A 26621-nucleotide genomic window follows, 5' to 3' on the forward strand; every position below is an offset into this window, starting at 1 on the left:
GCTCTGCTGGAGTCATGCGTACGACGACATTGGGCAGGAGCGGCCTCGAGGTGTCGAGGATCGCCTTCGGCACCTGGCAGCTCGGCGGGGACTGGGGTTCGTTCGACGAGGACACGGCGATCGCCGCGATCCACCACGCCCGCGAACTCGGGGTCACCCTCTTCGACACCGCGCAGGCCTACGGTTTCGGGAAGTCCGAAGCCATGGTGGGGAAGGCGCTGCGCGAGGAACTCAAACGCGACCGCGACAATCTCGTCATCGCGACGAAGGGCGGCATCAAGCCGCGCTCCGAACGGCCACGCGACTCCCGGCGCGAGTGGCTGACGCAGGGTGTCGAAGACAGTCTCCGCTTCCTCGGCGTCGACCACATCGACCTCTACCAGATCCACTGGCCCGACCCCGACGCCCCGGCCGACGAGACGGCGGGGATCCTTCAGGAGTTCGTCGACGCCGGGAAGATCCGGCATGTCGGAGTCTCGAACTACGACGCCGCGGGCCTGGCCGCCTTCGACAAGACCCGCCCGGTGGAAACCCTGCAGCCGCCGTATCACTTGTTCCGCCGTGACATCGAGACCGATCCTCTGCCGTACGCGCGGGAGAACGACATCGGTGTACTCGTGTACAGCCCGCTCGGCAGCGGCCTGCTGACCGGAGCCTTCACACCCGGGACGACGTTCGAGAAGACCGACTGGCGGTCCCGGTCGTCGGCGTTCACCGGCGAGACCTTCCAGCGCAACCTCGCCGTGGTCGGCAGGCTCAAGGAATTCGCCGCGGGCAAGGGGATCTCGGTCAGCCAGCTCGCGATCGCGTGGACGCTCGCCCAGCCGGGCGTGCACGTCGCGATCGTGGGCGCGCGCAAGGCGGCCAACATCGAGGCGAGCCTGGCCGCCGCCGACATCGACCTGACCGCGGACGAGCTCGCGGAGATCGACCGGCTCACCGCCGACGCCGTTCCCGTTTCGGGCGCGAGCCCCGAAGGGGTCGCCTAGAGCTTGAATTCCGTACCGTCCAGGGGAAGGGAGGCGCCGCCGGACAGTACGGCGGCGTGCTCCGGCGAGGCCGGGTCGACCACCGGGTTCGTGTTGTTCAGATGCGTGTACGCCCAACGTGGGCCGGGGCGGAGCTTCCCGAGGCTGGCGGTGATCGGCAGATGCCCCATCGCCGGCTGGGCGCCTGCCTCGGCCGCGGTGGTGCCGGCCATCTCGTCCGGCGAGTAGAAGGTTCCGTCCAGCAACACCAGATCCGCGTCGCGGGTGAAGTCGTCGAACCCGTCCGGCCAGCTCTTCAGGCAAGGCGCGTACACGAAGACGCCGCCGGTCTGGACGTCTTCGATCCGATACGCCACCACCCACGGACCGTCCTCAGTGGACGAACGCGCGTACTTCGGCCGCTTGTCGCTCACGGGAAGCACGCTCACCCGGAGCCCGTCGATGGAGACATCCGACGACGGTGACCAGTCCCAGCCGCCGTAGCCGTCGATGATCGCCCGCGCGGGGAAGTGCTCGGAGAGCGCGCCCAGGACGGCGTCCGGTGCCCACACGGGAAGTCCGCCGGCTTCACGCAGCAGGAGCAAGCCGAGCGAATGATCGAGTTCGGCGTCGGTCAGCAGCACCCCGCGCAGCGGGATCTCCCGCGGTCCCGGTCCGGCACGCAGTGCCGCGGTGGCGAGGATCTGCGCGCGGATGTCCGGTGACACGTTAAGCAGGTACCAGCCCTCGCCGTCCGCGCTCACCGCGACACAGTCCTGGGTCCTGGGCGGCGCGTCCGAGACGCACAGCGCGCAGGCGCAGTTCCATTGCGGGAAACCGCCGCCCGCCGCGGTGCCGAGCAGGATCACCCTCATCGCGGCGCCCGCATCACGAGTTCGTCCGTTTTCGCCGGCGTGGCGAGAATGAGATCGACGACGCCGCGATGCGGCGAACGCGAGCACACCGGGTCCGTCGCCGCGGCGTCGCCGGTGAGCTGGAACGCCTGGCACCGGCAGCCGCCGAAGTCGATCGCGCGCCGATCGCAGGTGCCGCAGGTGTCCGGCATCCAGCCCTCGCCGCGATAAGCGTTGAAGGAGGCGGATTCGTACCAGATCCACGCCAGCGGCCTGTCCCGGACGTTGTCGAATTCCAGCGTCTCGATCGCTGTCGACGCGGGGCACGGCAGGACGTTCCCGTCGGGCGCCACGGTCAGCTGCCGAGCGCCCCAGCCGTACATGCACGGCTTCGGGTGCTTCTCGTAGTAGTCGGCGACGACGTAGATGATCTCCATCCGGCCGCGCAGCCGTTCGGTGGCGGCGCGCACGATCGGCTCGGCCTCGTCGAGCTGCCGCCTGGTCGGCATCAGGGCGTCGCGGTTGCGCAGGGCCCAGCCGTAGTACTGCGTATTGGCCAGTTCGAGCCGGTCCGCGCCCATTTTCTCGGCCAGGTCGATGATCCCGGCGAGCTGGTCGTGGTTCTGGCGGTGCAGGACGACGTTCACCGAAAGCGGCAGCCCGGCCTTCTTGATCAGTCCGGCGGCGACCAGTTTCCGGTCGTGGGCCCGCGCGCCGGCGAGCCGGTCCGCGCGGTCGGCGGTCGCGCCCTGGACGGAGAGCTGGATATGCGCGATACCGCGTTCGACGAGATCGTCCAATCTGGACTCCGTCAGCCCGAGCCCGGAGGTCACCAGGTTGACGTAGCACCCGAGTTTCGTGGCGTGCTCGACCAGGATGGGCAGATCCGGCCTGGCGAGCGGTTCGCCCCCGGACATGTGCACCTGGAGCACGCCGAGTTCCCGCGCCTGTGAGAGCACGGACAGCCATTCCTCTGTGGACAGTTCGCCGTCACGGGCGATCAGCTCCACCGGATTCGAGCAGTACGGGCAATGCAAGGGGCAGCGATGGGTCAGCTCGGCCAGCATGCCCAGCGGTGCCGCGGTGGTCAGGTCCATTCGACGATCCGCCGATCTCCGAGCCGGGACAACACGTCCAGGATTTCTTCCTCGCGAACACCGGTGTAGCGCTTGCGCAACGCCGAAGCGATCCCCGCGACGTCTTCGACGCCGTCGCAGAGGGAAAGCACGGCCGCCGCCGTGGGATTCGGGACGAGCACGCCTTCGGGGAACAGGAGGACGTGCGTCGCCCTGGTCTGGTCGTAGCTCAGCCGGACTCCGCGCCGCAGCCGCGGCACCGAGCCCGGTTCGAGGGTGGTCATGGCTACTCCTTGGCCGCCGCGCGCTCGATGGCGTCGAGCATGGACCAGAGCACGTCGGTCTTGAACGACAGCGCGGCGATCGCCTTCTCCTGCTGTTCACGGGTGACGGCGTGCCGCACCACGATGTCGAGCGTTCCCTTGCCCTCACCGGAGACCTTGTCGATGCGGTTGGTGAAATAGGCGAGGTCCTCCGGCGCGATCCACGCATAGTTCGCCAGCATGTCGGCGACCCGTCGCTGCATGAGATGGCCGGCGAACATTTCGGTCAGCCCCGAAGCGACCGCTTCGAGCCAAGGTTTCGTGCGGGCGAAAGTCACGTAGGCGTCGACGGCGAACCGTACGCCGGGGGCGACGTGCCGCTGATCGAGAACCTCTTCGCGGTCGAGCCCGACCGCGGTGCACAAACGGAGCCATCGCTCGATTCCACCGTCCCCGGCCCTCGCCCCGTCGTGATAGACGATGCGGTCGAGCCATTCACGGCGGATCTCCGGCAGCGGGCAGTTGCTGATGATGGCCGCGTCCTTCTGCGGGAGCACGCATTGGTAGTACCAGCGGTTCGCGGCCCAGATCTTCAGCTCGTACTCGGACAGGTCACCGGCGTGCATCCGCACGTGGAACGGGTGGGTGCCCCAATAGCGATGCGAAAGCCCGCGCAGAGCCGCGATGAACTCCGACGACGACATGACGGACACCGGGCTGCCTCCAACGGCTCGCTGATCGGGACGGCGGCGCGGTGGTGGGGGACGGCCCCCACCACCGGATGCGGATTCAGTCCTCCATGCGGGCCGCGTAAGCGGTGACCTCCATGGGGGTTTCGTACTCGACGAAGTCGGGCGTGGTCCATACCTCGATGGTTTCGATCATTTCCGCTCCTAACGTCCACATGGGATCGAACCGTCACCCTAGAAGCGTGCCGCCGATTTCCGGAGGCATTTTGTAAAGTTTCCTACCTATGGCGGATCGCGGCGCCCGATTCGTCACGCTCGGCGCACACAACGGTTAACAGCTCGCGCGCCCGATAGCCCGTCCAGTGGTGTCCGTTTCGTTACGTGGTGTGTTTCTATCCAACTCGACGGGTGCACCCCGACCACCCGCCTACCGCCGCCATCCGAGCTCCAGGGGTGTAGCTGAAGGAGGCGTCCCATGTCCTTACGTCGTACTCTCGCCGCCACGTTCGCCGCGGCGACGGCCGTGTCGATCGCGGCCGTTCCGGCGGCGGCCGCCGAAGCGCCGTCCGTCCAGGCGATCAGACAGCTCGCGAGCGGTCTCAACCAGGCCTGGTCGATCGACTTCCTGCCCGACGGCACCGGCCTTTTCACGCAGAAGGACGCCAAGACGATCAGCAAGATCGACAAGGCGGGCAAGGTCACCACGGTCCAGACCATCCCCGGTGTGAGCGTCACCGCGGAGGCGGGCCTGCTCGGCATCGCCGTCTCGCCGAAATACGCCACCGACGAGACGGTCTTCATCTACTACACGACCAGCTCCGACAACCGCATCGCCAAGCTGAAGCTGGGCCAGACGCCGTCGCCGATCGTCACCGGCATCCCGCGTGGCTCGCAGTACCACCACGGCGGGCGGATCCGGTTCGGGCCCGACGGTTACCTCTACGCGGGCACCGGCGACGGCCAGAACGGCGCCAACGCGCAGAACAAGAACTCCCTCGGCGGCAAGGTCCTGCGGGTCACCACCGACGGCGCGGCCGCGCCCGGCAACCCGTTCAACAGCCGCGTCTACTCCTACGGCCACCGCAACGTCCAGGGCCTGACCTGGGCGAACGGGCAGCTGTACATCTCCGACATCGGCGCGAACAAACTCGACGAGCTGAACAAGATCGAGCCGGGCAAGAACTACGGCTGGCCGACGTGCGAGGGCCCGTGCAACACGGCCGGGATGACCAACCCGGTCAAGTCCTGGCCGACGTCCTCGGCGACGCCGAGCGGGCTCGCCGCCTACAAGGGTTCGCTGTACATGGCGTCCCTCAAGGGCGGCACGTACAAGCTCGACCTGAACGGCAACGGCGGCAAGCTCTGGACCAACCTCGGCCGCACGCGTGACGCGACCGCCGGCCCGGACGGGCAGCTGTACACGATCACCCCGGGCGGCCTGTACGTCTCCGACGGCAGCTAGCCCCCGGCGCGTCCGGTCCTCTGGATGCGGTGGACCACCGCATCCAGAGGACTAGACGCGGGGCAGGGAGACCGCGTGTTCCAGTTCGGCGAGCGCGGTGTCCAGATGGGTCAGGATGCGCTGCAGATGCGGCACGCTCCGGCGGCAGCCGGTGACCCCGAAGTCCAGGTTGTCGCCGTTGCTGGTCAGCGTGATGTTCAGCGCCTGCCCGTCCAGCAGCACCGACGCCGGGTAGATGCCGTCGAGCGCGGCGCCGTTCCAGTACATCTGCTTGCGCGGCCCCGGCACATTGGAGATCACCAGGTTGAACGGCGGTTTCGTGTTGTTCACGAAGCCTGGGATCGGCGAGATGCCGAGCTGCGCGACGTTGATGCCCGACAGCAGCAGCGTCTGCAACGGGGTCAGCTCCGAGAACAGCTTCTTCCCGTTCCGCATGGAGGCGTGGATCGTCGCGAGCCGCGCGGCCGGATCGGTCAGGTGGGTGGCGAGGTTGCACAGCAGCGCGCCGATGTTGTTCCCCGCCGCGTCCCCGCTGTCCTTGCGCCGCAAGGAAACCGGGACCATAGCGGTGAGCGGCGCGTCGGGCAGCGCGTTCTGTTCGATCAGGTAGTCGCGCAGCGCGCCCGAGCACATCGCGAGGACGACGTCGTTGCGCGACACCCCGGCGGCGGTCGCCACCTTGCGCACCCGGTCCAGCGACCACGACTGGGCGGCGAACCGCCGGGCCCCGCCGATCGGCACGTTCAGCATCGTCTTCGGCGCCTGCGCCGGCAGCGTGAGCGTGTGCTCCTGGAACGCCTCCCTCGCCACCTTCATCGCGGCGGGCGCGATACCGGCGAGCTGGTTGACGGTCTTGCCGAAGGTGCTGAGCATCGAGGGTGACGCCTTGCCGTTGCGGCCGCCGTCCGGTTTGGCGCGGCGGCCCCAGGGCGGCGGGCAGTCGAGGTCGGCAGGGTCGTCCGAAAGCGTGCCCTGCAGATGCCGCAGCGCCGAGACGCCGTCCATCAGCGCGTGGTGGATCTTGCTGTAGATCGCGAACCGGCCGTCCTGCAGCCCCTCGACCAGGTGGATCTCCCACAGCGGGCGGTGCCGGTCGAGCAGGGTGCTGTGCCAGCGTCCGGTCAGCTCCAGCAGTTCGCGGATCCGGCCGGGCTGGGGCAGCGCCGAGTGGCGGAAGTGGTAGTCGAGTTCGAGGTCGGTGTCGGTCGACCAGGCGAGGTGGCCGGCGGTGTTGACCGGCCGGGCGGGACGACGGCGGAACACCGAGCGCATGTTGTCGGAATCGAGCAGTTTCCGGCGGATGTCGCGCAGGTAGTCGGGCCCGGCGTCCTCGGGTTTCTTGAACAATTGCAGTCCGCCGACGTGCATCGGATGTTCGCGCGTCTCCACGAGAAGGAACATCGAATCGGTCACGGGCATGAACGGCATCGTCGGGACCACCTTCCGCGCGGCGGCGTGCGGACACGCCGGGTGCCAGAGTCTACGCACACCGAAACCACCATCTCACGCTTTAGGGTGGCTCACATGACGATCCCGACCGATCCGCAGACGGGTGAGTTCCGTCGGTCCGCCAACCATTTCGACGCGCGTATCACCGCCGACGGCCGCGACGGCTGGCCGGTGGAGGCGGGAAGATACCGGCTGGTGGTCAGCCGGGCCTGTCCCTGGGCGAGCCGCGGGCTGGTCGTCCGGCGGCTGCTCGGGCTCGAGTCCGCGCTGAGCGTGGCCGTGGCCGACCCGATCCAGGACGAGAAGAGCTGGCGGTTCACCCTCGATCCCGGCGACCGGGATCCCGTGCTCGGGATCAAGTACCTGGCCGAGGCCTACCACGCGGCGGATCCGCACTACATGGGCGGGATCAGCGTTCCGGCCATTGTGGACATTCCGAGCAAACGGCTGGTGAGTAACGACTATCCGCGGATCACCCTCGATCTGTCCACCGAATGGACCAGCCTCCACCGGCCCGGCGCGCCCGACCTCTACCCAGAGCGACTGCGCGACGAGATCGACGCCGTCAACGCGGGCGTCTACGCCGACGTCAACGCCGCCGTGTACCAAGCCGGTTTCGCGACCAAACAGGCCGCGTACGAGGACGCCTACACCCGCCTCTTCGCGATGCTGGACGTGCTGTCCGAACGGCTCGAAACGCAGCGCTACCTCGTCGGTGACACGATCACCGAAGCGGACATCCGGCTGTTCACCACGCTCGTCCGCTTCGACGCCGTGTACCACGGGCACTTCAAATGCAACCGGAACAAGCTGGCCGAGCTGCCGGTGCTGTGGGCCTACGCCCGCGACCTCTTCCAAACGCCGGGTTTCGGTGACACCGTCGACTTCGACCACATCAAGCGGCACTACTACGCGGTGCACGAGCAGGTGAACCCGACGCGGATCGTCCCCTTGGGACCGGACCTGTCCGGCTGGACGACCCCGCATCACCGGGAGCAGCTGGGCGGGCGCCCGTTCGGCGACGGCACGCCGCCGGGACCGCCGCCCGAGGACGAACGGATCGGGGACACGGATGGAGCCACTGCCTGAACGCACCGACGTCGTCGTGATCGGCGGCGGCATCATCGGGGTCGCCTGCGCGTACCGGCTCGCCGCGGCCGGGGTCTCGGTGCTGCTGCTCGAACGCGACACCCTCGGTGCGGGCTCGACGGCGAAGGCGGCGGGCGGGATCCGGTCGTCGTTCACCACCAGGGTCAACATCGAGATCGGGCTGCGCGGGCTGGCCGAGTACGCCTCGTTCGCCGAGACGTACGGCACCGAGATCGACTTCCGCCGCGACGGCTACCTGTACCTGATCACCGACGCCGCGGACCTGCCCGAATTCGAGCGCTGCGCCGAGCTGCAGAACTCCTACGGCGTCCGCAGCCGTCTCGTCGAGCCCGCCGAAGCGCGGCGGTTCTCTCCGCTGATCGACACCGAAGGCGTGATCGCCGCGCTGTGGTCGCCGGACGACGCCAAGGCCACCCCGGACTCGGCGGTCCAGGGCTACGCGCGGGCGGCCCGCGGGCACGGCGCGGTGCTGCGGACCGGCGTCGAGGTCGTCGGGATCGAACGCGACGGTGACGAGATCACCGGTGTCCGGACCTCGGCCGGTTTCGTGCGGACGGACGCGGTGGTCTGCGCCGCGGGCGCGTGGTCGGGGCGGATCGGCGAGCTGGCGGGCGTCGACCTGCCGGTGCGGCCGTACCGGCGGCAGGTCGTGTTCACCGGCCCGGTCGCGGACCTGCCCGGGCAGGTGCCGCTGACCATCGAGATGCCCTCGGCGTTCTACTTCCATCGCGAGGGCCTCGGCCTGGCGATGTCCTTCTGCGACGGTGACGGCGACCCCGGCTTCGACACCCGCTACGAGCCGGGCGAGTGGCTGCCGGAACTCGCCGAGATCGCCGCGCGCCGGGTGCCCGCGGTGCTCGACGCGGGGATCCGCGGCGGCTGGGCCGGGCTGTACGAGGTCACCCCCGACCGCAACCAGATCGTGGGGGAAAGCGTCCACCTGGCGCGGTTCTTCTACGCGACCGGGTTTTCGGGACACGGGTTCCAGATGGGCCCGGCGGTGGGGGAGCTCGTGCGGGACCTCTACCTGGGGCGGGTCCCGGCCATCGACATCACCGGGCTCGACGTCCGCCGGTTCGCCGGCGACCGGGCCGTGACGAGGGAGCACAACATTGTCTGAGTTCGTCGAAGTCACCACCGAGGCCGAGCTGCGCGAGATCCTGCCGCCGCCGCTGGAGCGGACCGCGAACAAGGCACGCCCGAAACTGCACGAGATGGACCGGCGGTGGCTCGCGGAGTCGCCGTTCGTGCTGATCGCGACGTCCGCGGCGGACGGCACCTGCGACGTCTCGCCGAAGGGCGACCCGGCCGGGTTCACGCTGGTGCTGGACGACACGCGGATCGCCATCCCGGAGCGGCCGGGCAACCGGCGCGCCGACGGGTTCCACAACGTGCTGTCGAATCCGCACGTCGGGCTGATCTACCTGATCCCCGGCCGCGGCGACACGCTGCGGATCAACGGCCGCGCGCGGCTCGTGCGGGAGGCGCCGTTCTTCGACGACATGATCGTGAAGGGCAACCGGCCGAAGCTCGCGCTGGTGGTCGACATCGAGGAGATCTTCCACCACTGCCAGAAGGCGTTCATGCGGTCGAAGCTCTGGTCGCCGGAGACCTGGACGCCCGAGGCACTGCCGTCGCGGGCGGCGATCGCGAAGACCTTCGAGCGGCCGGAGGATTCCCTGGCCGACCTCGAGGCGTACTACGAGCCGGGGCGATACGCGGCGGGCCTGTACTGAGGCTCCGCGCGTTGGTTGCTGGATCGTTGAACGATCTGGCACTATCGGCGGGGTGCCTGCACCCACCGGAGCCCAGCATCTCGCCGACGCGCTGACCGCTCTGGGGACCGAAGTCGTCTTCGGTCTCCCCGGGGTGCACAACCTGCCGTTATGGGAGGCGCTGGCCGATACGGACATCCGGCTCGTCGGGGTCCGGCACGAGCAGACGGCGGGGTACGCGGCCGACGGTTACGCCCGCGCGACGGGCAAGCTCGGCGTCGCGCTGGTGACCACGGGGCCCGGCGCAGCGAACACGCTCGCCGCCGTCGGCGAAGCCATGGCGTCGGCGGCGCCGGTGCTGATCATCGCGACCGACATCCCGTCCACGCTGCGGCGGCCGGGAGTGGTCCGCGGCGTGCTGCACGAGACGTCGGACCAGCAGGCGATGTTCGCGCCGGTCACCAAGGCCGGGTTCACCGTCACGAGTGCCGATCAGGTCGCCGCCACGCTGCACCGCGCGGCCCGGCTCGCGCTCCAGCCGCAGAGCGGGCCGGTGTACCTCGGCATCCCCACCGACTTCCTGTCCGAGCGGACGCCCGCGCGCCGTCCGCCGCGTTCGCATGCCCGGCCCGCCGAGATCCCGGATCTCACCGAGGCCGAGGCCCTGCTGGCCGCCGCCGACCGGCCGCTGATCTGGGCAGGCGGCGGCGCGCTGCGCGCCGAGGCTGGCGAGGCGATCGGGAAACTCGCCGAACGGCTGGCCGCGCCGGTGCTCACCACGTTCGGCGCCCGCGGGCTCCTGCCGGTCGATCATCCTTGTCTCGCCCCGAATCCGGTGCACGCGCCCGAGGTCGGCGCGCTATGGGACGAGGCCGACGTCGTCCTCGCCATCGGTACCGACTTCGACGGGCTGATGACGCAGAACTGGCTGATGCCGAAGCCGAAGAAGCTCATCGCGATCAACGTCGACCCGGACGACGCGGCCAAGAACTACCAGCCGGACATCACGCTGGTCGGCGACGCCCGGGTGCTCGTCGAGGCGCTGAAGGTCGAGGAACGGTCCGGTATCGCGGCGCTCGTCGGCAGGCTCGCCAAGGTCTCCGCCCGGGTCCGTCGGCGGATCAAGGAAGAGGAGCCGCAGGCCGCGGACCTTCTGTCCACTTTGGACGAGGTGCTGCCGCCCGACGCGGTCGTGGTCGCGGACATGTGCGTGGCCGGGTACTGGATCGGCGGGTTCCACCGGGTCCGTGCGCCGCGCAAGCTCGCGTATCCGATGGGCTGGGGCACTCTCGGCTACGGTTTCCCGGCGGCGCTCGGCGCCAGCGCCGCGGGGTCGGGCCGCGCGATCTGCGTCACCGGTGACGGCGGTTTCCTCTTCGGTTGCGGTGATCTCCACACGCTCGCGCAGGAGCAGTTGCCGGTCACGACGATCGTCGTCGACGACGGCGGGTACGGGATGCTGCGCTACGACCAGGATCGTGCCGGGCTGCCGCGGCGCGGCGTCGACTGGGACAGCCCTGATTTCGTCGGCCTGGCGAGGTCGTTCGGCGTGCACGCGGATCGCGTCTCCGGGTTCGGGCGGGCATTCCGGCGGCTGCTCGGCGAGTTCGTCGAGTCCGACGAGCCGAACGTGCTGGTCGTCCGCGCGAAGATGGCGCCGCCGCTCAACACCTCACCGCGCTGGTATCGCAAGGAATCCCCGTGACCGGGCTTCGCGTCGGCGTGGACATCGGCGGTACGTTCACCGATCTCTGCGTGCTCGACGAGACCGGGGTCGTCGCCGTCGGCAAGGTGCTGACGACGCATGACGAGCCCGCCCGAGCGGTCGAGGAAGGTCTCAAGAGGACACTCGCCGACGCCGGGCTGGACGCGGGCGACGTCGAGCAGTTCGTCCACGGCACCACGCTGGTCACGAACGCGCTGATCGAACGCAAGGGAGCGCGCACCGCACTGCTCGCGACCGCCGGTTTCCGTGACGTGCTGGAGATGCGGCGCGAGCACCGGTACGAGCTGTACGACCTGCTCATCGAACTCCCCGCCCCGTTGGTGCCGCGTCATCTGCGGTTCGACGTTCCCGAGCGGATCCACGCCGACGGAACCGTCCACACGGGACTGGACGAGGAGTACGTCGCGCGGCTCGGCCGCGAGCTCGACGCCCGCGGGATCGACGCGGTGGCGGTCTGTTTCCTCCACGCCTTCACGAATCCCGTGCACGAACGACGCGCCGCCGAGGTGCTGCGGGATGCCGCGCCCCGGTTGCGGGTCGCGCTGTCGAGCGAAGTCGTCCCCGAGATCCGCGAGTTCGAGCGCGCTTCCACGACGGTCGCGAACGTCTACGTCCAGGACCTCACCGAACGGTATCTGCGTGACCTGGAGCGGCGTCTGCACGAGGCCGGGGTGCGCCCGTCGCCGCACATCATGCTGTCCAACGGCGGGATCGCGACCGTCGACACCGCCGCGCGCTACCCGATCCGCATCCTCGAATCCGGCCCGGCGGGCGGCGCGCTGGCCGCGTCCGCGATCGGCGCCGCGGCCGGTGTCGAGGATCTGCTGGCCTTCGACATGGGGGGAACGACCGCGAAACTGTGCATGATCTCCGGTGGCGCGCCGCTGGTGACGCACGAGTTCGAAGTGGACCGGAAGTACCGGCTGCTGCCGGGATCCGGGCTGCCGGTCAAGGTTCCGGTCACCGACATGATCGAGATCGGCGTCGGCGGCGGCTCGATCGCGCGGATCGACGCGCTCGGCCTGCTCACCGTCGGCCCGGATTCGGCGGGGTCCGAGCCCGGCCCGGTCTGCTACGGACGAGGCGGCACCGAGCCGACCGTGACCGACGCCGACCTCGTGCTCGGCTACCTGGATCCGGGATATTTCCTCGGCGGCGGAATGACTTTGGACGCTGAGGGCGCGCGGGAGGCGATCCGCTCGAAGATCGCGGGACCACTCGGCGTCAGCGTCGAAGAGGCGGCTTGGGGTATTCACACCAGCGTCAACGAGGACATGGCCAACGCCGCCCGCGTCCACGCCGTCGAGCGCGGCAAGGATCCGGCGAAGCTGCCGATGTTCACCTTCGGCGGCGCCGGACCGGTGCACGGCGTCGGCGTGGCGCGGGCGCTCGGCGCGCCCGAGGTGGTCGCGCCGCCCGCCGCCGGGGTGCTGAGCGCGGCGGGATTCCTCACCGCGCCACTGGCCTTCGACTTCGTCCGTTCGGCGCGCTCGGCGGTGCTCGATCTCTCGTGGGAGCAGGTCGACGCGCGGTTCGCCGAGATGGAGGCCGAAGGCGCGGAACTACTCCGAAAGTCCGGTGTGGACGATGTGACCCACCGCCGGATCGCCGAGATGCGGTACTCCGGGCAGGGCTACGAGATCCGCGTGCCGGTCGAATGGGGGGACTGGCCGGAATCGCTCATCGGCGCGTTCACCGAGACCTACCGGACGCTGTACCGGCGGACCGGGCCGGACGTCGCGATCGAGGTGCTCAACTGGCGGGTCGTCTCCAGCGGGCCGACGCCCGAAGTCACGCTGAAGCTCGCGGGTGCCGAGGCGGAGGGCGACGCGCGCAAGGGGAGCCGGCCGGCTTACTTTCCCGCCGTGGGTGGATTTGTCGACACGGCGGTGTTCGATCGGTATCGGCTCAAGGCCGGTGACCGGGTCGAAGGACCGGCCATCGTGGAGGAGCGAGAGTCCACTGTGGTCGTTCCGCCGGGCGCGCGCTGCGTCGTCGGCGAAGACGCCAGTCTGGTGGTGACGGTATGAGCGTCGACCCGATTCTCGTGGGATTGCTGGGGAACCGGCTGCATTCGATCCTGGCCGAACAGCAGAACGCGCTGGTCAACACCGCGTTCTCGTCCGTGGTGCGGGAGTCGCTCGATCTGGCCTGCGCGGTGTTCGACTCGCGCGGCGAGATGATCGGCCAGTCCGTCGGCGGCACCCCCGGCCACATCAACGCGATGGCGACCGGGATGCACCATTTCGTCGCCGCGTATCCGCCCGAGACCTTGGAGCCGGGCGACGTCCTGCTCACCAACGACCCGTGGCAGACCGCCGGGCAGATCAACGACATCACCGTCGCGACGCCGGTGTTCCTGCGGGGACGGCTGGTCGCCTGGTTCGCTTCCTGTTGCCACGCCCCGGACATCGGCGGGCGGCTGGTCTCCGCCGAGGCGCACGAGGTCTTCGAAGAGGGACTGCGCCTGCCGATCATGAAGTTCCTCCGCGCCGGCGAGGTCAACGCGGATCTCGAACTGCTGATCCGTGCCAACGTCCGCACCCCGGAGGAGACCATCGGCGATCTGTACGCCCAGGTCACCGGCAACGAGGTCGGCGCGGCCAGCCTGGTGCGGCTGCTGGAGGAATTCGGCCTCGATTCGCTCGACGACGTCGCCGCGGAGATCATGAACCGCTCCGAACGGGCGCTTCGTGACGCGCTGGCGAAACTTCCGGACGGCACGTACACGAGTGAATTGGCGACGGACGGTTTCGACGACGAAGAGGTCGTCCTCAAGGTCGCCGTGACCATCGACGGTGAGGACATCCACCTCGATTTCGCGGGATCGTCGCCGCAGAGCCGCCGCGGGATCAACGTCGTCCTGAACTACACCAGGGCGTACGCGTCGTTCGCGATCAAGGCGGCCATCTCGCCGGAGGTGCCGCACAACGCGGGCTCGTTCCGGCCGGTGCACGTCACCGCGCCGGAAGGGTCGGTGCTCAACTGCACGCCGCCCGCTCCGGTCGCGTCGCGGCATCTGATCGGGCATTTCCTGCCGTCGCTGCTGATGACCGCCTTGCCCGGCAACGCCATGGCGCACAGCGCGGACGCGTTGTGGATGACCATCTGGCGTGGCGCCGACGCCGGGGGCCGTGAGTTCATGCTCAACGTCTTCCAGACCGGCGGGATCGGCGCGAGGTCCACAAAGGACGGTCTCAGCACCACCGGGTTCCCGAGCGGCCTGCGGTCGACGCCGACGGAGGTCATCGAGACGATGGCGCCGCTGATCCAGCGCGAACGCGTGCTGCGCACGGACTCGGGCGGCGCCGGGAAGTGGCGCGGTGGCCTCGGCCAGTGCACGACCATGGCCGCCCGCGGTGAGATCTCCTGGAGTGTCAACGGAAACGTCGACCGGGTTCACCGGCCCGCGTCCGGTGTGGACTCCGGGCACGACGGCGCGGTGGGCCGGTTCGAGCTGACCCGCGGCGTCCTGCCGTCGAAGAGCCGGGTGAACCTGCGGCCGGACGACGTGGTGAACGTGGTCCTGCCGGGTGGCGGCGGTTACGGCGATCCGGTGGACCGGGACCCGGATGCCGTGCTCGCCGACGTCGTCGACGGATACATCTCGGTGGAAGCGGCGCGCGAACTGTACGGCGTCGAGGTCACCTATCACGGGGAGCCCGGGGCGCTGGTGCGTCTTCCGGAGGACTACACGGCGGTTTCGCCGAGAGGGAGGAAATGAGCATGGGCCGGCTGGCAGGCAAGGTCGCGGTGGTCTTCGGGGGAGCGAGGGGCATCGGTCTCGCGACCGTGAAGGAGTTCGTCGCCGAGGGCGCGACCGTGTTCTCCAGTGACATCCGTGAACCCGCGGAAGCCGTCAAAGGCGCCCGTCACTCCCTTGTGGACGCCACCGACGAAGGGCAGGTCGACGAGTTCGTGCGCGGCGTTGTCGCCGAAACCGGCCGGGTCGACGTGCTGTTCAACAACGTCGGCATCCACCTCGGGAAGCCGCTGGCCGACACCACGTTGGCGGAATTCGACAACATCTTCGCGTTGAACGTGCGGGCCGCCTTCCTCGGCACGCGGGCCGTGCTGCCGCATATGATCGCGAACAAGGCGGGCAGCATCGTCACGACGTCGTCCAACGGCGGGATGATGGGCAGGCCCGGCGACCCGGTGTACAACGCCACCAAGCACGCGCTGGTCGGCATGATGAAGTCGATCGCCGTCGCGCACGCGCACCAGGGGATCCGGGCGAACACGATCAACCCGGGCGCGATCGACACGGACATGCTGCGCGGCACCCTCGCTTCGCCTGAAGATTTCGAAGCCAAGCAGCACCAGCTCGTCGCGAGCACACCCGCCGGGCGGGTCGGCGAGGCGTGGGAGGTCGCGAAGGCCGTGGTCTTCCTGGCCAGCGACGAATCCCGGTTCGTCAACGGGGTCGCGCTCCCGATCGACGGCGCGAAGGCCGCCGGTGCCATGCCGGGCAACCGGTACAGTCTCGACTTCGAGCTCGGCGTCAGGTAGCGCCGTGTCCACATCTGCCGCCGAGGAGACACTGGCCCGCGACAGACCCTTGCTCGAACGGAGCGGGACCGCGGAGCGCGTCGCCGAGATCCTGCGCCAGCGCATCACCGAAGGTGTCTTCCCGCCGGGGTCGAGGCTTTCCGAACCGTCGATCAGCGCCGCGCTGGGCGTTTCGCGCAACACCCTGCGGGAGTCCTTCCAGCTGCTGGCGCACGAACGGCTCGCCGTGCACGAGCTCAACCGCGGGGTGTTCGTCCGTGAGCTGACCGCGCAGGACATCTCCGATCTTTACGTGATGCGGCGGGTCACCGAATGCGGTGCGCTGCGGCGCGCGTCGGAACTGTCCACTGTGGATCTTTCGGCCGTCGCGGACGCCGTGCGGGCCGGCCGTGCCGCGGCCGACGAGGGCGACTGGCAGGCCGTCGGAACCGCGAGCATCGCGTTCCATCAGGCAGTGGGAGACCTGGCGGGCAGCGAGCGGGTCAGCACGACGATGCGCCAGGTGCTGGCGGAGACGCGGCTCATCTTCGTGCTGGCGGAGAACACGCGCGCGTTCTTCGAGCCGTTCCTGGAGCGGCACGAACGGATCCTGCGGGACCTGGAGCGAGGCCGTTTCGGACCCGCCGAGACGGCGCTGGAGAAGTATCTGCGGGATGCGGAGAAGCAGCTTCTCGCCGCTTATGACCGCCGGGACTCGTGAGTGGTAAGGACGGTTAGAACCGTCCTTACCACTCACGAGCTCTAGCAGGTGAGCGTGGCGCCCGCCCAGTCCGCGTGGTCGGAGTCGACCCCGTCACCGCCGTCCGTGACAACCAGATCGAGCACCTGAACCCCGCTCAGCGGCACGGAAAGCTTCTCCGCGGCCTGGCCGCGTTTGAGCACACCGGTGCCTGCCAGCCGTTTCCCGTCCCCGGCGACCTCGAAAGCCACGCTGCCTCCGGCCTTCTCGTCGTCGACCCCGACGGACGAGGTGAACGACGCGCATCCGCCGCCGAGGTAGAGCCGGACCTTCGACGGCGCGTGGACGCCGAGCCCGTCGTCGTAGGTCACCCCGCCGATGCTCATCCGGTGCCCGTCGCCTGCTTGCGATTCACCATTGCTGGTCCCGCGTTCCACCGGGCCGTAGCCGTTGTCCGCCGTCATGAACACCGCCTTCGACAGCGCGTTCGCCCCCGGCGCGGGTGGCTTCACGAGGGGAGCGCTTCCGTCCACGGACAACGACCGCGCACCCCAGGACGTCCGGTAGCCGAACAGCCCGGAGAGTTCGACGCGGTCGCCGCCGGGGGACGACGGCCGCACGGTCCACGTCTGTGCCCACGATTTCCCCGGCGCGACGGCGGGGATTCGCGCTTCGGTGGCACCGTCGGGCTTCCAGCCCGCGCCGACCACCAGCTTCACCACACCCGACCGGATCGGCGTCCGGCCGTCGTTGAACACCCGCAGCGTCGTGGTGAACGGCTTGTCGGCGGCCGCGTATTCGGGCGAGGTCAAGGAAAGCGTCGTATGCGGCGCGGCCTTCGGCTGGTTCGACGGCCAGACGCGGAACACCGCGGAGCCGTGGCTCGGCAGCCCGGCCCGCAGGGTGCCCGCGGATTCGGTCTCCGCGCCGGTCCACAGATCCCGGACCCGGTAGCCCGACGCCGCCGGGGCGCCGATCTCGGTGGCGGTGGCGGACAGGGTCGCCGGGGCACCGCCGCGATTGAACAGCACGACGACGTTCGAGCCGTCGGACATCGGCTTGGCCCAGACCTCGGTGTCGCCGTCGTCGCGGATCTTGCGGCCCTGCTTGCCGCCCCAGTCCTGGTCGACCGCGAGAAGATCCTTGTTCAGCAAGATCTTTTTGGTCGCCTCGGACATCGAGCGCAGGTCATTGCCCGCCAGCAGAGGCGCGTTGAGCAACGACCAGAGCGCGAAGTGGGAGCGGTATTCCGTGTCGGTCATGCCGCCGTTGCCGACTTCGAGCATGTCCGGATCGTTCCACCCGCCTGGCCCGGCATAGCCTTCCAGGCCGACCTGCTGGTCGAGGAGGCTGGTCATACTCGACCAGGTGTCGCTGATGTCACCGGTGGTGCGCCACAACTGCGCCCCCGCGCTCCTACCCCACTCCCACGGCTTGTTCTCGCCCCATTCGCAAAGGGCGTAGACGATCGGGCGGCCGGTCTTCTTCAACGCCTCGCCCATTTTCGTGTAGCGCTCCAGCGCGGGACGGCCCTGGTTGTGACAGTTGTCGTACTTGAGGTAGTCGACTCCCCAGTCCGCGAAAGTCTGCGCGTCGACCTCTTCGTGGTCGAGTGAACCGGGCATGGTCCGCGCGCAGGTTTCCGTGCCGGCGCTGGTGTAGATGCCGAGCTTCAGGCCCTTCCCGTGCACGTAGTCGGCCAATGCCTTGATACCGCTGGGAAAGCGTGTCCGGTGTGGTTCGTACTTCCCGTCGGCGGTGCGGTTCTTCTCGGCCCAGCAGTCGTCGATGTTGACGTACTGATAGCCCGCGGCCTTCATCCCGGACGACACCATCGCGTCCGCGGTCTCCCGGATCAGCTTCTCGTTGATGTCACAGCCGAACTTGTTCCAGCTGTTCCACCCCATCGGCGGGGTCGAGACCGGTGGTGGGCTCTCGGCGGCGGCCGCCGGGACGACACAGAGGGCGGTGAGCGTGCAGGCGGCCACGAGCGTGCCGGCGAGACGACGCATAAGTTCCTCCCAGAATGCTCAACTTTGAACAAACTCACTCATCAAACAACAGGATCGACCGACGCCGGTCAAGAGCCGAAGGGATGGTGTTGGAGATTCACCGGCGGGCGCCGCGACAAGCCGGACAGGTCCGGCGCGCGAACTGTGCACGATGGAGTGTTCGCGTCCCGGCCGGATCCGGGTGAGGATGGGGGCACGAGCACGAGGAGGAAGATCATGGTTTCGTCGGCGTCCGCGCGCAATCCGCTGTGGCACCCGTTCGCGGACATGGGAGCGGTCGACGGCGACCGGCTCGTCGTCACCCGCGGTGAGGGTTCCTATGTCTGGGACGACGAGGGCAAGCGGTACTTCGACGCGACGGCGTCACTCTGGTACGCGAACTTCGGGCACGGGCGCGAGGAGATCGCGCAGGCGGTCGCGGATCAGCTGCGGACGCTCGATTCGTACAACCTGTTCGGCTACAACGCCAACGAGCCCGCGCTGAAGCTCGCCGAGCGCGTTTCCGCGCTGGCGCCCGAACCGGGCTCGAAGGTCTTCTTCGGCTCGGGCGGTGGTGACGTCATCGACACCGCGGTCAAGATCGCCCGCTCGTATTTCGCGCACACCGGGCGGCCGGAGAAGGTGCACGTCATCGGCCGGGTGCAGGGCTACCACGGCACGCACGGTTTCGGCACCGCCGTCGGCGGCATCGCGGCCAACGCGGCGGGCTTCGGGCCGCTGCCCGGCGACATCTCGCACGTGCCCTACGACAGTGCCGAGGCGCTCGAAGCGGAGATCCTGCGGGTCGGCGCGGAGCGGGTCGCGGCCTTCTTCTGCGAACCGGTGATCGGCGCGGGCGGCGTCCTGCTGCCTCCGGACGGGTACATCGAGACGGTCGCCGAGATCTGCCGCAGGCACGACGTGCTGTTCGTCGCGGACTGCGTGATCGCCGCGTTCGGGCGGCTCGGCACCTGGTTCGGGATCGACCGGTGGGCCGTGAAACCGGACATGATCACGACCGCGAAGGGCATCACCGGCGGGACGATCCCGCTGGGCGCGCTGATCGTCGCGCCCCGGGTCGCCGAACCCTTCTTCACCGGGAAGCCAGGCGCGCCGGTGCTGCGGCACGGCGCGACCTACGCCGGGCATCCGGTGGCCTGCGCAGCGGGGAACGCGACGCTGGACATCTACGAGCGCGACGGGCTCATCCCGCGCGGGCGGGAACTGGAGAAGCCGTTGGCCGACGCGCTTTCCGGGCTGGCTTCGCATCCGCTGGTCAAGGAGGTCCGGGCTGGGCTCGGCTTCCTCGGCGCGGTCGAACTGAAAGCCGACGTCGTCGAGGCGAACCCTGGCGCGGCGAACCGGCTGCAGCGGCTGGCGCGGGACGAAGGCGTCCTCGTGCGGAACCTGGCCAAGGGGATCGCGGTGTCGCCGCCGCTGATCGCCGGGGAGGCCGAGCTCGACCTGCTCGCGACCGCGTTGCCGCGCGCGCTGGACAAGCTGGCCTAGACATCGGGCCTCGTGAGTGGCGAGGACGGTTAGAACCGTCCTCGCCACTCACGAGGCCTTGACGCGCACGAGGGCCGCGCGCTCGGTCATGAAGGGCACAGCCGACGGGACCAGGTCCCTTCATGACACCCCCAGTGGCGGGCCCTCGTGGGCCCGCCTCAGGAGAGGCAGAGTTCGTTGCCTTCCGGGTCGGCGATCGTGATCCACTCGGCCGGACCCTGCTTGCCGCGGTGCAGGAAGGTCGCGCCGCGCGCGGTCAGCCGCTCGAGCTCGGCCTCGATCTTGTCCGCCCCCATCCGGATGTCGAGGTGCAGGCGGTTCTTGACCGTCTTCCCCTCCGGCACCAGCTGGAAGAGGAACCGCTGCTTCGTCTCGGGATGGACGATCGCCGCGCCGTCCTTCCACACCAGGACACCGTTGTGCGTGGTGGTCGCCTCTTCCGGGGCATAGCCCTTGGCGACCATCTCGCGGATGAACTCCTCGTTGCTCCCCTCGACCTGCCAGCCGAGCATCTCGGCCCACCAGTCGGCGAGGTCGTGCGGATGAGCGGAGTCCACGGTCACCTGGAAGTCATACGCCATACCGGCACATTAACGACCCGCCCCGACAATTCCGGGCGCTCATGCCCGCTGACCACGGTGAACCGCCATTTGTCGACCCCGCCGCCGATGATCTCGGCGTAGCGGCGGGCGCCGTCCGCGTTCGCGAAGCGCACCTGCTGCCCGTTGGTGAGATGGGTGATCTTGACCGCCATCCGTGCCTCCCTGAAGTCCGGTGCCGGCCCGCGGAGCTTCCCCCTCCGGGACCGGCGCGGACAGTAGAACACATGTTCGATGGCTGTCGCCAACCCAACCCCCGCGCGGGTCACCGGCGCCGGTTGGGTCGTGAGTGGCGATCGGCCGCACTCACGTGATCGAAGCCGGAACTCGCGTGATCGGCGGCGGAACACCCCGAGTGCGGCTTCCGGTCACGCGAGTTACGTCCCTGATCACGCGAGTTCCGCCTGCGCTCACGCCGCCCGTGTGCCCAAGTCCGTGAAGGCCTCCTTGAGGGACCCAGAGTCCCTCAAGGAGGCCTTCACGGACAGGCGCCTTCAGTAGGAGGTGCCGGGTCACCGCCGCATGGTCACCCGCGGCCACACGTCCAGGCCGCGGGCGATTTCGTGGGCACGGACGGCCCGCAGGCCTTCGGTGAGGCTCTCTTCGTCGAGTGTCGTGAAGCCGAGCCTCGCGTAGTACGGGGCGTTCCACGGCACCTCGGCGTACGTCGTCAGCGTCAACCCGGCGAGGCCTTCGCGCGAGGCCCACTCCGCGGCGTGTTCGATCAGCCGCCGCCCGAGGCCACGGCGCGCGTGATCCGGATGGACCGACACCTGCTCGATGTGGCCGTGGCCGTCGACGACCTCGGCGAGCAGGTACGCCACCGGGCCCTCGCCGGCGTCCCAGACCCAGGCCCGGCCGTCGCGCTGGAAGGCCGTGAGGTCCGCGATCGACGGCGGGTCGTCGTCGGCGATCGCGGCCATGCCGAGCGCGCGGAACGGTTCGCCCGCGGCGCGTTCGATGTCCTGGAGCGCGGGAAGGTCTTCGGGAGTGGCGAGTCGGATCACGGATCGAGTTGTACCCGCCGCGCCGGGCGGCCGCGCGCGAATTACCGCGAGGGGGGACACGCGTGATCAGAGGGCGCACACGCGTGATTGAACGGCGATCACACGTGATTGGAGGCGTAACTCGCGTGATCAGAGGGCGAACGACGAAACGGCGCGGTGGATCCGGCCCGCGTACGACTGGAGCGCGACGATGGCGGCCCGTTTCGCGTCGTCGCCGATCCGGGTCGCGGGGGCGGCCAAGGTGAGCACCGCGGGCCGGTGCCCGGTGCTCGGGATCGGCACCGAACACGACCAGACGCCGTCGTCCAGCTCGCCCCAGCTCACCGAATACCGGTTCGCCCCGGCGCGTTTGACCTCTTCCCGCACGCTCGGGCCGCGACGCTGGACGATCGACGAAAGCCGTCTTTCGCGTTCGCCCTCCGGCAGCATGGCGAGCAGCATCTTGCCCGACGCGCCGGTGCCGAGCGGGACGGAATGTCCCGGCTGGAAGGTGAAACGCATCGCGCGTTCGCATTCGACCCGGTCCGCGCAGACCGCGGAATCGCCGAAATGCTGGAACAGCAGCACCGTCTCGCCGAGGTCGCGGGCGGCCTCCTCCATCGACGGCCGGGCGAGGCGGGCGAGGTCGTTCGCCAGTTGCGCGGCCCGCGCGAGCGGCATCACCTGGCTCGTCACGTGATAGCGCCCCGTCTTGCCCTCCTCCAGGAGCTGGAGTTCCTTCAACAGCGCCACATAGCGGTACGTCGTGGCGACCGGGGTGCCGATCCTCGCGGCCAGTTCGGCGACGCTCGCGTCCCAGCGGCGTTCGGAAAACGAGAGCAGCAGCTGCAGGACCTTGCGTGAGCTGCTGGCGCCGGGGGTGCGTTTCGGCGGGGCGGTGGTGTCCAGGGATCGTGCGGCAGGCGTCATCTCGACCTCTCGCCGGAGAATCACGAAGAGTCAAGAAAGTAGCACATTGTGTGAATTGCGGACCAGGGACTTTGGTCCACGAACAAGCGGACTTCTTGCTAGGTTCGGGCCATGGAAAAGCCATTGGCGGGCAAGATCGCGTTGGTCGCCGGGGCGACTCGCGGGGCGGGCCGGGGAATAGCGGTCCAGCTGGGCGCCGCCGGCGCGACCGTTTACGTGACCGGCCGCAGTACCGGTTCCCGGCGATCGGAAATGAATCGCCCGGAGACGATCGAGGAGACGGCGGCGCTCGTCGATCGGGCCGGCGGGCACGGGATCGCGATCGGTGTGGACCATTTGGCGGCAGACCAGGTCCGCGAACTGGTGGAACGGATCGACGCCGAGCAAGGCGCGCTGCATGTGCTGGTCAACGACATCTACGGCGCACCCATCGAATGGGACAAGACGGTCTGGGAGTCCACTTTGGACGTCGGACTGCGGACGCTGCGGCTCGCCGTCGACACGCATGCGATCACCAGTCATTTCGCGCTTCCGCTCATGATCAGGAATCCGGGGGCGCTGGTCGTCGAGGTCAACGACGGCACCACCGAGTACAACTCGGAGAACTATCGCGTTTCGTTCTTCTACGATCTCGCCAAGACCGCGGTGAACCGGATGGCGTTCGCGCTCGGCCACGAATTGGCACCGCACGGCGGTACCGCGGTGGCCGTCACGCCGGGGTGGTTGCGGTCCGAAGCGATGCTCGACGCTTATCGGGTGACGGAAGAGAATTGGCGTGACGCGACGAAGGTGCAGCCGCATTTCGCCATTTCCGAAAGCCCGGCGTTCGTCGGCCGGGCGGTCGCGGCGCTGGCCGGTGACGCGGAAGTCGCCCGCTGGAACGGGAAATCGGTGTCCAGCGGCGAATTGGCGAAGGAATACGGATTCACCGACCTCGACGGCAGCAGGCCCGACTGCTGGCGCTATCTCGTCGAAGTCCAGGACCCCGGCCTGCCCGCGGACGTCACCGGCTACCGCTGAGCGTCCCGGCGGAGGAAGGGCGTGAGCAGACCGGGCGCGGCCTGCTCCGCCATCGCGAGCCCCGCCGATTCGCCGACGTCGACCACCTGATAGCCGCCCCTGCCCGCCGCGATCGGCGCCGTCACGGTGATCAATCCGGCGCGGCGCTGGAAGAACGAGCGGCTGACGACGATGCCGGTGACACCCTCACGCCGGATCGCGACCGTCGCCCGCGCCAGCGAACCGGACCGGCTGACCAGGTACCGCCCGACGATCGCGTGGCCGAGGTTGCGGTAACGGTCCCAGCCCACCAGCGCGGCGAACGGCACCAGGCCGAGCGCGACCTGCCACATCCACGACGGCAGGAAATCGATCCAGGCCAGCCCGAACAGTGCTGCCGCGAGCAGCAGCACGCCGCCGATCGCGCGGGTGAGCCGCCTCGTCAGCGCCCGTCTCGGATGCCGGTTCAGCGGCACGGTGGCCGGGTCGAAGTTCTCCCGCAACACCTCGGCCGCGACCTCGTGGACCCGGCCGACGGGCGCGGGCGGCAGCAGGAGCCCGCCGCCCTTGTCGCCGCCCTTGCCCTCGCGCAGCCCGCCCGCGATCGCGGTGAGCCGCGCCCCGCCCGCGATCCGCAGCGGCAGCGGCTCCTTCACCTCGACGCCGCGGAGCCGTTCCTCTTCGATGGACACCGAACGCGTGGTGATCAGCCCGCGCCGGACGTGCAGCGTGCCCTCCGATTCCCTGGTGAGCTTGAAGTTCCAGAACGACAGCACGTAGCCGCCGACCGACAGCAGTGAGACGACCACGAGCAGGCCCGCCGCCGCCACGACGACGATCAGCCACAGCGCCGTGTCCGCCAGGCCGTCCAGGAGGTCCCGCAGTGGTCCGACGTTCTCCGGGGCGATGTCCAGCTGGTGCGCGAAATGCCAGACCGCGGCGAACACCGCGCCCACCACGGCGAGCCCGGACAGGGTGAACGGCGCGTACCGCACCCACTTGCGGTCGACTTCCGCGACGACCTGTTCGGGTGGCCGGGTGGTCTCGGTGATCTCCTTGCGGTGCAAGAGAACCGTGCGCAGGCGGTGCGCCTCGGCCTGGCTGACGGCGTCGAGCACCAGCTGATCGTCGCCCGCGCCCTGGACCGCTGAATGCCGTCCGGTGCCGATGCGCACGGCGCTGAGGGAGAACAAACGGTGCTTCGGTTCCGAAGTGACGTCGACCGTGCGGATCCGGTCCAGCGGGATCGCGCGATGTTTGCGCAGCAGCAGTCCCGTCGTCCACTCCACCTGGCCGTCCGCGATCCGGTACCGCGACGTGAGCACGTGCGAGACGCCGACCATCACGGTCAGCGCGGTGACGCCGAGGCCGAACCACTCCCAGCCGTTGCCGCGGCCGAGGAGCACCGTCCCGATCAGCACCGGCAGCGATTTGACGACGTCGAGGACGGGGCGGATCAGCAGCATCCGGCGGTCGAGCCGGTGCCAGTCGCCGGGGTCGGGCGGTGCCTCGGTGCTCATGTCGCGTCACCCGGCGTGGCCTGCGTGGTCCTGGTGAGTTCCGCGGCCAGCGCGAGCGCCTGGGCGTGGTCGAGACCGGAGATCTTGACCGGGCCCGCGGCCGACGCCGTCGTCACGGTGATCTTCGCCAGCCGGAACAGCTGCTCGACCGGGTCGCGTTCGATGTCGACGGTCTGGATCCGCGAGATCGGCGCGATCCGCCAGTCCTGTTTGAGCCAGCCTTCCTGGGTGTACACGGCCTCGCCGGTGACCTCCCAGCGGTGGATCCGGTAGCGCCACTGCGGCATGACCAGCAGATGCAGGGGCGCGAGCACGCACGAGATCGTCAACGTCACCGTGAGCCACGTCGGCGCGTCGTCACTCGTGAACACGAACACGGCCTGCGCCGCGACGAGGATCACCCAGCCGACCGCGGCCCACACCGTCCAGTAGCCGATGGCGCGCCTGCTCACCCGATTGGCGGGCGGACGCAGGGCCAGGATCTCTTCCGTCACCCCTCCACCCTGCACCACCTCGGTGCGGACCGACCACGACACCTGTCACGGACCGATAGGATTTCGGCCACGGCCGGCGGAATGGATACCCCCTATCGGGGCGTTGCCACCCGTAGACGGTTGCACGCACGAAACCTGGAGGATCTGGTGGCGCTGGACCCGGAAGACCTGTACGAGGTGGACTCGGACGTCCCTGACCTCGGCGGGGCCGTGCTCCTGCACTACTTCGACGGCTTCATGGACGCGGGCTCCGCGGGCAAGCTCGTCGCAGAGCAGCTCCTGAACTCCTCCGAGCACCGCGTGATCGCGCGGTTCGACGTCGACCGGCTCATCGACTACCGCTCGCGGCGTCCGGCGATGACCTACGCCATCGACCACTGGGAGGACTACGACACCCCCGAACTGGTCGTCCACCTGCTGCACGACGCCGACGGCGTGCCGTTCCTGCTGCTCACCGGGCCGGAGCCGGACCACGACTGGGAGCGGTTCTGCGCGGCCGTGCGCGGGCTGGTGGAACGCTGGGACGTCCGGCTCACCACCGGTTTCCACGGCATCCCGATGGGCGCGCCGCACACCCGCCCGCTCGGCGTGACCGCGCACGCGACGCGGAACGAGCTGGTCGGGGAGCACCGCCCGCTGCCCAACCGGATGCAGGTGCCGGGCAGTATCGCCGGGCTGCTGGAGTTCCGCTTCGGCCAGTGGGGGCACGACGCGTCCGGGTTCGCCGCGCACGTGCCGCACTACCTGGCGGACTCGACGTACCCGAGCGCCGCGCTGAACCTGCTCGGCGCCGTCGCCGCGGCGACCGGGCTGAACCTGCCGGACGGGGAGTTGCGGGAGGCCTCGCACGAGGCCGAGGCCGAGATCGCCCGCCAGGTCGCCGGCTCGGAGAAGGTCGCCGACGTCGTGCGCGCGCTGGAGCAGCAATACGACACGTTCATGGAGGCGTCCGGCAAGGAAAGCCTGCTCGCGGAGTCGGTCGAGCACATGCCGACGGCCGAGGAGCTGGGCAACCAGTTCGAGCGGTTCCTGGCCGAGCAGAACGGCGGGGACTCGCCGGAGCGCTGAGTCACCTCGTGAGTGGCGAGGA

The 26621-nt window shown here is 69.3% G+C and carries 26 protein-coding genes; 13 read left to right on the forward strand and 13 right to left on the reverse strand.

Annotation, left to right across the window (positions count from 1 at the left end; all coding sequences use genetic code 11):
* The first annotated feature begins 14 nt into the window (after positions 1-14).
* A complete protein-coding gene (locus MJQ72_RS16145) occupies positions 15-989 on the forward strand; it encodes an aldo/keto reductase (protein ID WP_240599929.1) in 975 nt (324 codons plus the stop codon).
* On the opposite strand, the gene pqqB is transcribed toward MJQ72_RS16145, so the two are convergent.
* The 5 genes from pqqB to pqqA form a co-directional block, all read right to left on the reverse strand.
* Complete coding sequence (gene pqqB, locus MJQ72_RS16150; protein ID WP_240599930.1) at positions 986-1843, reverse strand: pyrroloquinoline quinone biosynthesis protein PqqB; 858 nt, start codon at positions 1841-1843, stop codon at positions 986-988. The two genes, MJQ72_RS16145 and pqqB, sit on opposite strands and share 4 nt — an antisense overlap.
* Positions 1840-2919, reverse strand: coding sequence for a pyrroloquinoline quinone biosynthesis protein PqqE (pqqE, locus tag MJQ72_RS16155; protein WP_240599931.1), 1080 nt, complete (start codon positions 2917-2919; stop codon positions 1840-1842). The genes pqqB and pqqE overlap by 4 nt, the downstream gene beginning before the upstream one ends.
* Positions 2910-3182 carry a pyrroloquinoline quinone biosynthesis peptide chaperone PqqD gene (pqqD, locus tag MJQ72_RS16160; protein WP_240599932.1) on the reverse strand — a complete coding sequence of 91 codons (273 nt, stop codon included), beginning with the start codon at positions 3180-3182 and terminating at the stop codon, positions 2910-2912. Before pqqD ends, pqqE begins: the two co-directional genes overlap by 10 nt.
* Before the next feature lie 2 nt (positions 3183-3184).
* Positions 3185-3865 carry a pyrroloquinoline-quinone synthase PqqC gene (pqqC, locus tag MJQ72_RS16165; RefSeq protein WP_240601340.1) on the reverse strand — a complete coding sequence of 227 codons (681 nt, stop codon included), beginning with the start codon at positions 3863-3865 and terminating at the stop codon, positions 3185-3187.
* An 85-nt stretch (positions 3866-3950) separates the two neighbouring features.
* On the reverse strand, positions 3951-4046 hold the full coding sequence (gene pqqA, locus MJQ72_RS16170; protein ID WP_007033797.1) for a pyrroloquinoline quinone precursor peptide PqqA: 96 nt from the start codon (positions 4044-4046) through the stop codon (positions 3951-3953).
* A 279-nt stretch (positions 4047-4325) separates the two neighbouring features.
* Here pqqA and MJQ72_RS16175 point away from each other — a divergent pair, with 279 nt between their 5' ends.
* Positions 4326-5312: a sorbosone dehydrogenase family protein gene (locus tag MJQ72_RS16175; RefSeq protein WP_240599933.1), complete on the forward strand. Its 987-nt coding sequence runs from the start codon at positions 4326-4328 to the stop codon at positions 5310-5312.
* Positions 5313-5363: 51 nt separating this feature from the next.
* Here MJQ72_RS16175 and MJQ72_RS16180 read toward each other — a convergent pair whose 3' ends face one another.
* A complete protein-coding gene (locus tag MJQ72_RS16180; protein WP_240599934.1) occupies positions 5364-6740 on the reverse strand; it encodes a wax ester/triacylglycerol synthase family O-acyltransferase in 1377 nt (458 codons plus the stop codon).
* Positions 6741-6836: 96 nt separating this feature from the next.
* Between MJQ72_RS16180 and MJQ72_RS16185 the strand changes: the two genes are divergently transcribed.
* The 8 genes from MJQ72_RS16185 to MJQ72_RS16220 are packed head-to-tail and all read left to right on the forward strand — an operon-like array spanning position 6837 to position 16524.
* Positions 6837-7850 (forward strand): glutathione S-transferase family protein, encoded by a 1014-nt coding sequence (locus MJQ72_RS16185; protein WP_240599935.1) that lies wholly within the window; start codon positions 6837-6839, stop codon positions 7848-7850.
* Positions 7834-8991: an FAD-binding oxidoreductase gene (locus MJQ72_RS16190; protein ID WP_240599936.1), complete on the forward strand. Its 1158-nt coding sequence runs from the start codon at positions 7834-7836 to the stop codon at positions 8989-8991. Before MJQ72_RS16185 ends, MJQ72_RS16190 begins: the two co-directional genes overlap by 17 nt.
* Positions 8984-9607 (forward strand): pyridoxamine 5'-phosphate oxidase family protein, encoded by a 624-nt coding sequence (locus MJQ72_RS16195; RefSeq protein WP_240599937.1) that lies wholly within the window; start codon positions 8984-8986, stop codon positions 9605-9607. The genes MJQ72_RS16190 and MJQ72_RS16195 overlap by 8 nt, the downstream gene beginning before the upstream one ends.
* Positions 9608-9659: 52 nt before the next feature.
* Entirely contained in the window at positions 9660-11291 is a 1632-nt protein-coding gene (locus MJQ72_RS16200) for a thiamine pyrophosphate-binding protein (protein WP_240599938.1), read from the forward strand.
* On the forward strand, positions 11288-13342 hold the full coding sequence (locus MJQ72_RS16205) for a hydantoinase/oxoprolinase family protein (protein ID WP_240599939.1): 2055 nt from the start codon (positions 11288-11290) through the stop codon (positions 13340-13342). The genes MJQ72_RS16200 and MJQ72_RS16205 overlap by 4 nt, the downstream gene beginning before the upstream one ends.
* A complete protein-coding gene (locus tag MJQ72_RS16210) occupies positions 13339-15036 on the forward strand; it encodes a hydantoinase B/oxoprolinase family protein (protein WP_240599940.1) in 1698 nt (565 codons plus the stop codon). The genes MJQ72_RS16205 and MJQ72_RS16210 overlap by 4 nt, the downstream gene beginning before the upstream one ends.
* A 2-nt stretch (positions 15037-15038) precedes the next feature.
* Entirely contained in the window at positions 15039-15824 is a 786-nt protein-coding gene (locus MJQ72_RS16215) for an SDR family NAD(P)-dependent oxidoreductase (RefSeq protein ID WP_240599941.1), read from the forward strand.
* Between the two features lie 4 nt (positions 15825-15828).
* Entirely contained in the window at positions 15829-16524 is a 696-nt protein-coding gene (locus MJQ72_RS16220) for a GntR family transcriptional regulator (RefSeq protein ID WP_240599942.1), read from the forward strand.
* A gap of 41 nt (positions 16525-16565) precedes the next feature.
* Here MJQ72_RS16220 and MJQ72_RS16225 read toward each other — a convergent pair whose 3' ends face one another.
* The gene (locus tag MJQ72_RS16225; RefSeq protein ID WP_240599943.1) at positions 16566-18515 is read right to left on the reverse strand and encodes an NPCBM/NEW2 domain-containing protein; all 1950 of its coding nucleotides are present in this window, start codon (positions 18513-18515) and stop codon (positions 16566-16568) included.
* 216 nt (positions 18516-18731) lie between these two features.
* Here MJQ72_RS16225 and MJQ72_RS16230 point away from each other — a divergent pair, with 216 nt between their 5' ends.
* The gene (locus MJQ72_RS16230; protein ID WP_240599944.1) at positions 18732-20003 is read left to right on the forward strand and encodes an aspartate aminotransferase family protein; all 1272 of its coding nucleotides are present in this window, start codon (positions 18732-18734) and stop codon (positions 20001-20003) included.
* Between the two features lie 158 nt (positions 20004-20161).
* On the opposite strand, the gene MJQ72_RS16235 is transcribed toward MJQ72_RS16230, so the two are convergent.
* The 4 genes from MJQ72_RS16235 to MJQ72_RS16250 form a co-directional block, all read right to left on the reverse strand.
* A complete protein-coding gene (locus MJQ72_RS16235; RefSeq protein ID WP_016336971.1) occupies positions 20162-20584 on the reverse strand; it encodes a VOC family protein in 423 nt (140 codons plus the stop codon).
* The gene (locus MJQ72_RS16240; protein ID WP_007028443.1) at positions 20563-20757 is read right to left on the reverse strand and encodes a hypothetical protein; all 195 of its coding nucleotides are present in this window, start codon (positions 20755-20757) and stop codon (positions 20563-20565) included. The genes MJQ72_RS16235 and MJQ72_RS16240 overlap by 22 nt, the downstream gene beginning before the upstream one ends.
* Before the next feature lie 357 nt (positions 20758-21114).
* Complete coding sequence (locus MJQ72_RS16245) at positions 21115-21609, reverse strand: GNAT family N-acetyltransferase (RefSeq protein ID WP_240599945.1); 495 nt, start codon at positions 21607-21609, stop codon at positions 21115-21117.
* Positions 21610-21738: 129 nt separating this feature from the next.
* Positions 21739-22518, reverse strand: a complete 780-nt coding sequence (locus MJQ72_RS16250) for a helix-turn-helix domain-containing protein (RefSeq protein ID WP_315860906.1) — start codon at positions 22516-22518, stop codon at positions 21739-21741.
* Between the two features lie 111 nt (positions 22519-22629).
* Between MJQ72_RS16250 and MJQ72_RS16255 the strand changes: the two genes are divergently transcribed.
* Positions 22630-23538 carry an SDR family oxidoreductase gene (locus MJQ72_RS16255; protein ID WP_240599947.1) on the forward strand — a complete coding sequence of 303 codons (909 nt, stop codon included), beginning with the start codon at positions 22630-22632 and terminating at the stop codon, positions 23536-23538.
* On the opposite strand, the gene MJQ72_RS16260 is transcribed toward MJQ72_RS16255, so the two are convergent.
* Together MJQ72_RS16260 and MJQ72_RS16265 are read right to left on the reverse strand one after the other, a co-directional pair.
* A complete protein-coding gene (locus tag MJQ72_RS16260; RefSeq protein ID WP_240599948.1) occupies positions 23529-25037 on the reverse strand; it encodes a PH domain-containing protein in 1509 nt (502 codons plus the stop codon). The genes MJQ72_RS16255 and MJQ72_RS16260 overlap by 10 nt on opposite strands.
* Positions 25034-25573 (reverse strand): PH domain-containing protein, encoded by a 540-nt coding sequence (locus MJQ72_RS16265; protein WP_396426947.1) that lies wholly within the window; start codon positions 25571-25573, stop codon positions 25034-25036. Before MJQ72_RS16265 ends, MJQ72_RS16260 begins: the two co-directional genes overlap by 4 nt.
* Positions 25574-25678: 105 nt before the next feature.
* Between MJQ72_RS16265 and MJQ72_RS16270 the strand changes: the two genes are divergently transcribed.
* Positions 25679-26599 (forward strand): proteasome assembly chaperone family protein, encoded by a 921-nt coding sequence (locus MJQ72_RS16270; RefSeq protein WP_240601341.1) that lies wholly within the window; start codon positions 25679-25681, stop codon positions 26597-26599.
* Positions 26600-26621: the final 22 nt, after the last annotated feature.

The sequence above is a fragment of the Amycolatopsis sp. EV170708-02-1 genome, assembly GCF_022479115.1.
Lineage (GTDB): Bacteria > Actinomycetota > Actinomycetes > Mycobacteriales > Pseudonocardiaceae > Amycolatopsis.

Bases quoted from the DNA above. Each gene is read 5' to 3' on its own strand.
- MJQ72_RS16145 (WP_240599929.1), top strand. From the start codon at position 15: ATGCGTACGACGACATTGGGCAGGAGCGGCCTCGAGGTGTCGAGGATC.
- pqqB (WP_240599930.1), bottom strand. From the start codon at position 1,843: ATGAGGGTGATCCTGCTCGGCACCGCGGCGGGCGGCGGTTTCCCGCAA.
- pqqE (WP_240599931.1), bottom strand. From the start codon at position 2,919: ATGGACCTGACCACCGCGGCACCGCTGGGCATGCTGGCCGAGCTGACC.
- pqqD (WP_240599932.1), bottom strand. From the start codon at position 3,182: ATGACCACCCTCGAACCGGGCTCGGTGCCGCGGCTGCGGCGCGGAGTC.
- pqqC (WP_240601340.1), bottom strand. From the start codon at position 3,865: ATGTCGTCGTCGGAGTTCATCGCGGCTCTGCGCGGGCTTTCGCATCGC.
- pqqA (WP_007033797.1), bottom strand. From the start codon at position 4,046: ATGATCGAAACCATCGAGGTATGGACCACGCCCGACTTCGTCGAGTAC.
- MJQ72_RS16175 (WP_240599933.1), top strand. From the start codon at position 4,326: ATGTCCTTACGTCGTACTCTCGCCGCCACGTTCGCCGCGGCGACGGCC.
- MJQ72_RS16180 (WP_240599934.1), bottom strand. From the start codon at position 6,740: ATGCCGTTCATGCCCGTGACCGATTCGATGTTCCTTCTCGTGGAGACG.
- MJQ72_RS16185 (WP_240599935.1), top strand. From the start codon at position 6,837: ATGACGATCCCGACCGATCCGCAGACGGGTGAGTTCCGTCGGTCCGCC.
- MJQ72_RS16190 (WP_240599936.1), top strand. From the start codon at position 7,834: ATGGAGCCACTGCCTGAACGCACCGACGTCGTCGTGATCGGCGGCGGC.
- MJQ72_RS16210 (WP_240599940.1), top strand. From the start codon at position 13,339: ATGAGCGTCGACCCGATTCTCGTGGGATTGCTGGGGAACCGGCTGCAT.
- MJQ72_RS16215 (WP_240599941.1), top strand. From the start codon at position 15,039: ATGGGCCGGCTGGCAGGCAAGGTCGCGGTGGTCTTCGGGGGAGCGAGG.
- MJQ72_RS16225 (WP_240599943.1), bottom strand. From the start codon at position 18,515: ATGCGTCGTCTCGCCGGCACGCTCGTGGCCGCCTGCACGCTCACCGCC.
- MJQ72_RS16230 (WP_240599944.1), top strand. From the start codon at position 18,732: ATGGTTTCGTCGGCGTCCGCGCGCAATCCGCTGTGGCACCCGTTCGCG.
- MJQ72_RS16235 (WP_016336971.1), bottom strand. From the start codon at position 20,584: ATGGCGTATGACTTCCAGGTGACCGTGGACTCCGCTCATCCGCACGAC.
- MJQ72_RS16240 (WP_007028443.1), bottom strand. From the start codon at position 20,757: ATGGCGGTCAAGATCACCCATCTCACCAACGGGCAGCAGGTGCGCTTC.
- MJQ72_RS16250 (WP_315860906.1), bottom strand. From the start codon at position 22,518: ATGACGCCTGCCGCACGATCCCTGGACACCACCGCCCCGCCGAAACGC.
- MJQ72_RS16255 (WP_240599947.1), top strand. From the start codon at position 22,630: ATGGAAAAGCCATTGGCGGGCAAGATCGCGTTGGTCGCCGGGGCGACT.
- MJQ72_RS16260 (WP_240599948.1), bottom strand. From the start codon at position 25,037: ATGAGCACCGAGGCACCGCCCGACCCCGGCGACTGGCACCGGCTCGAC.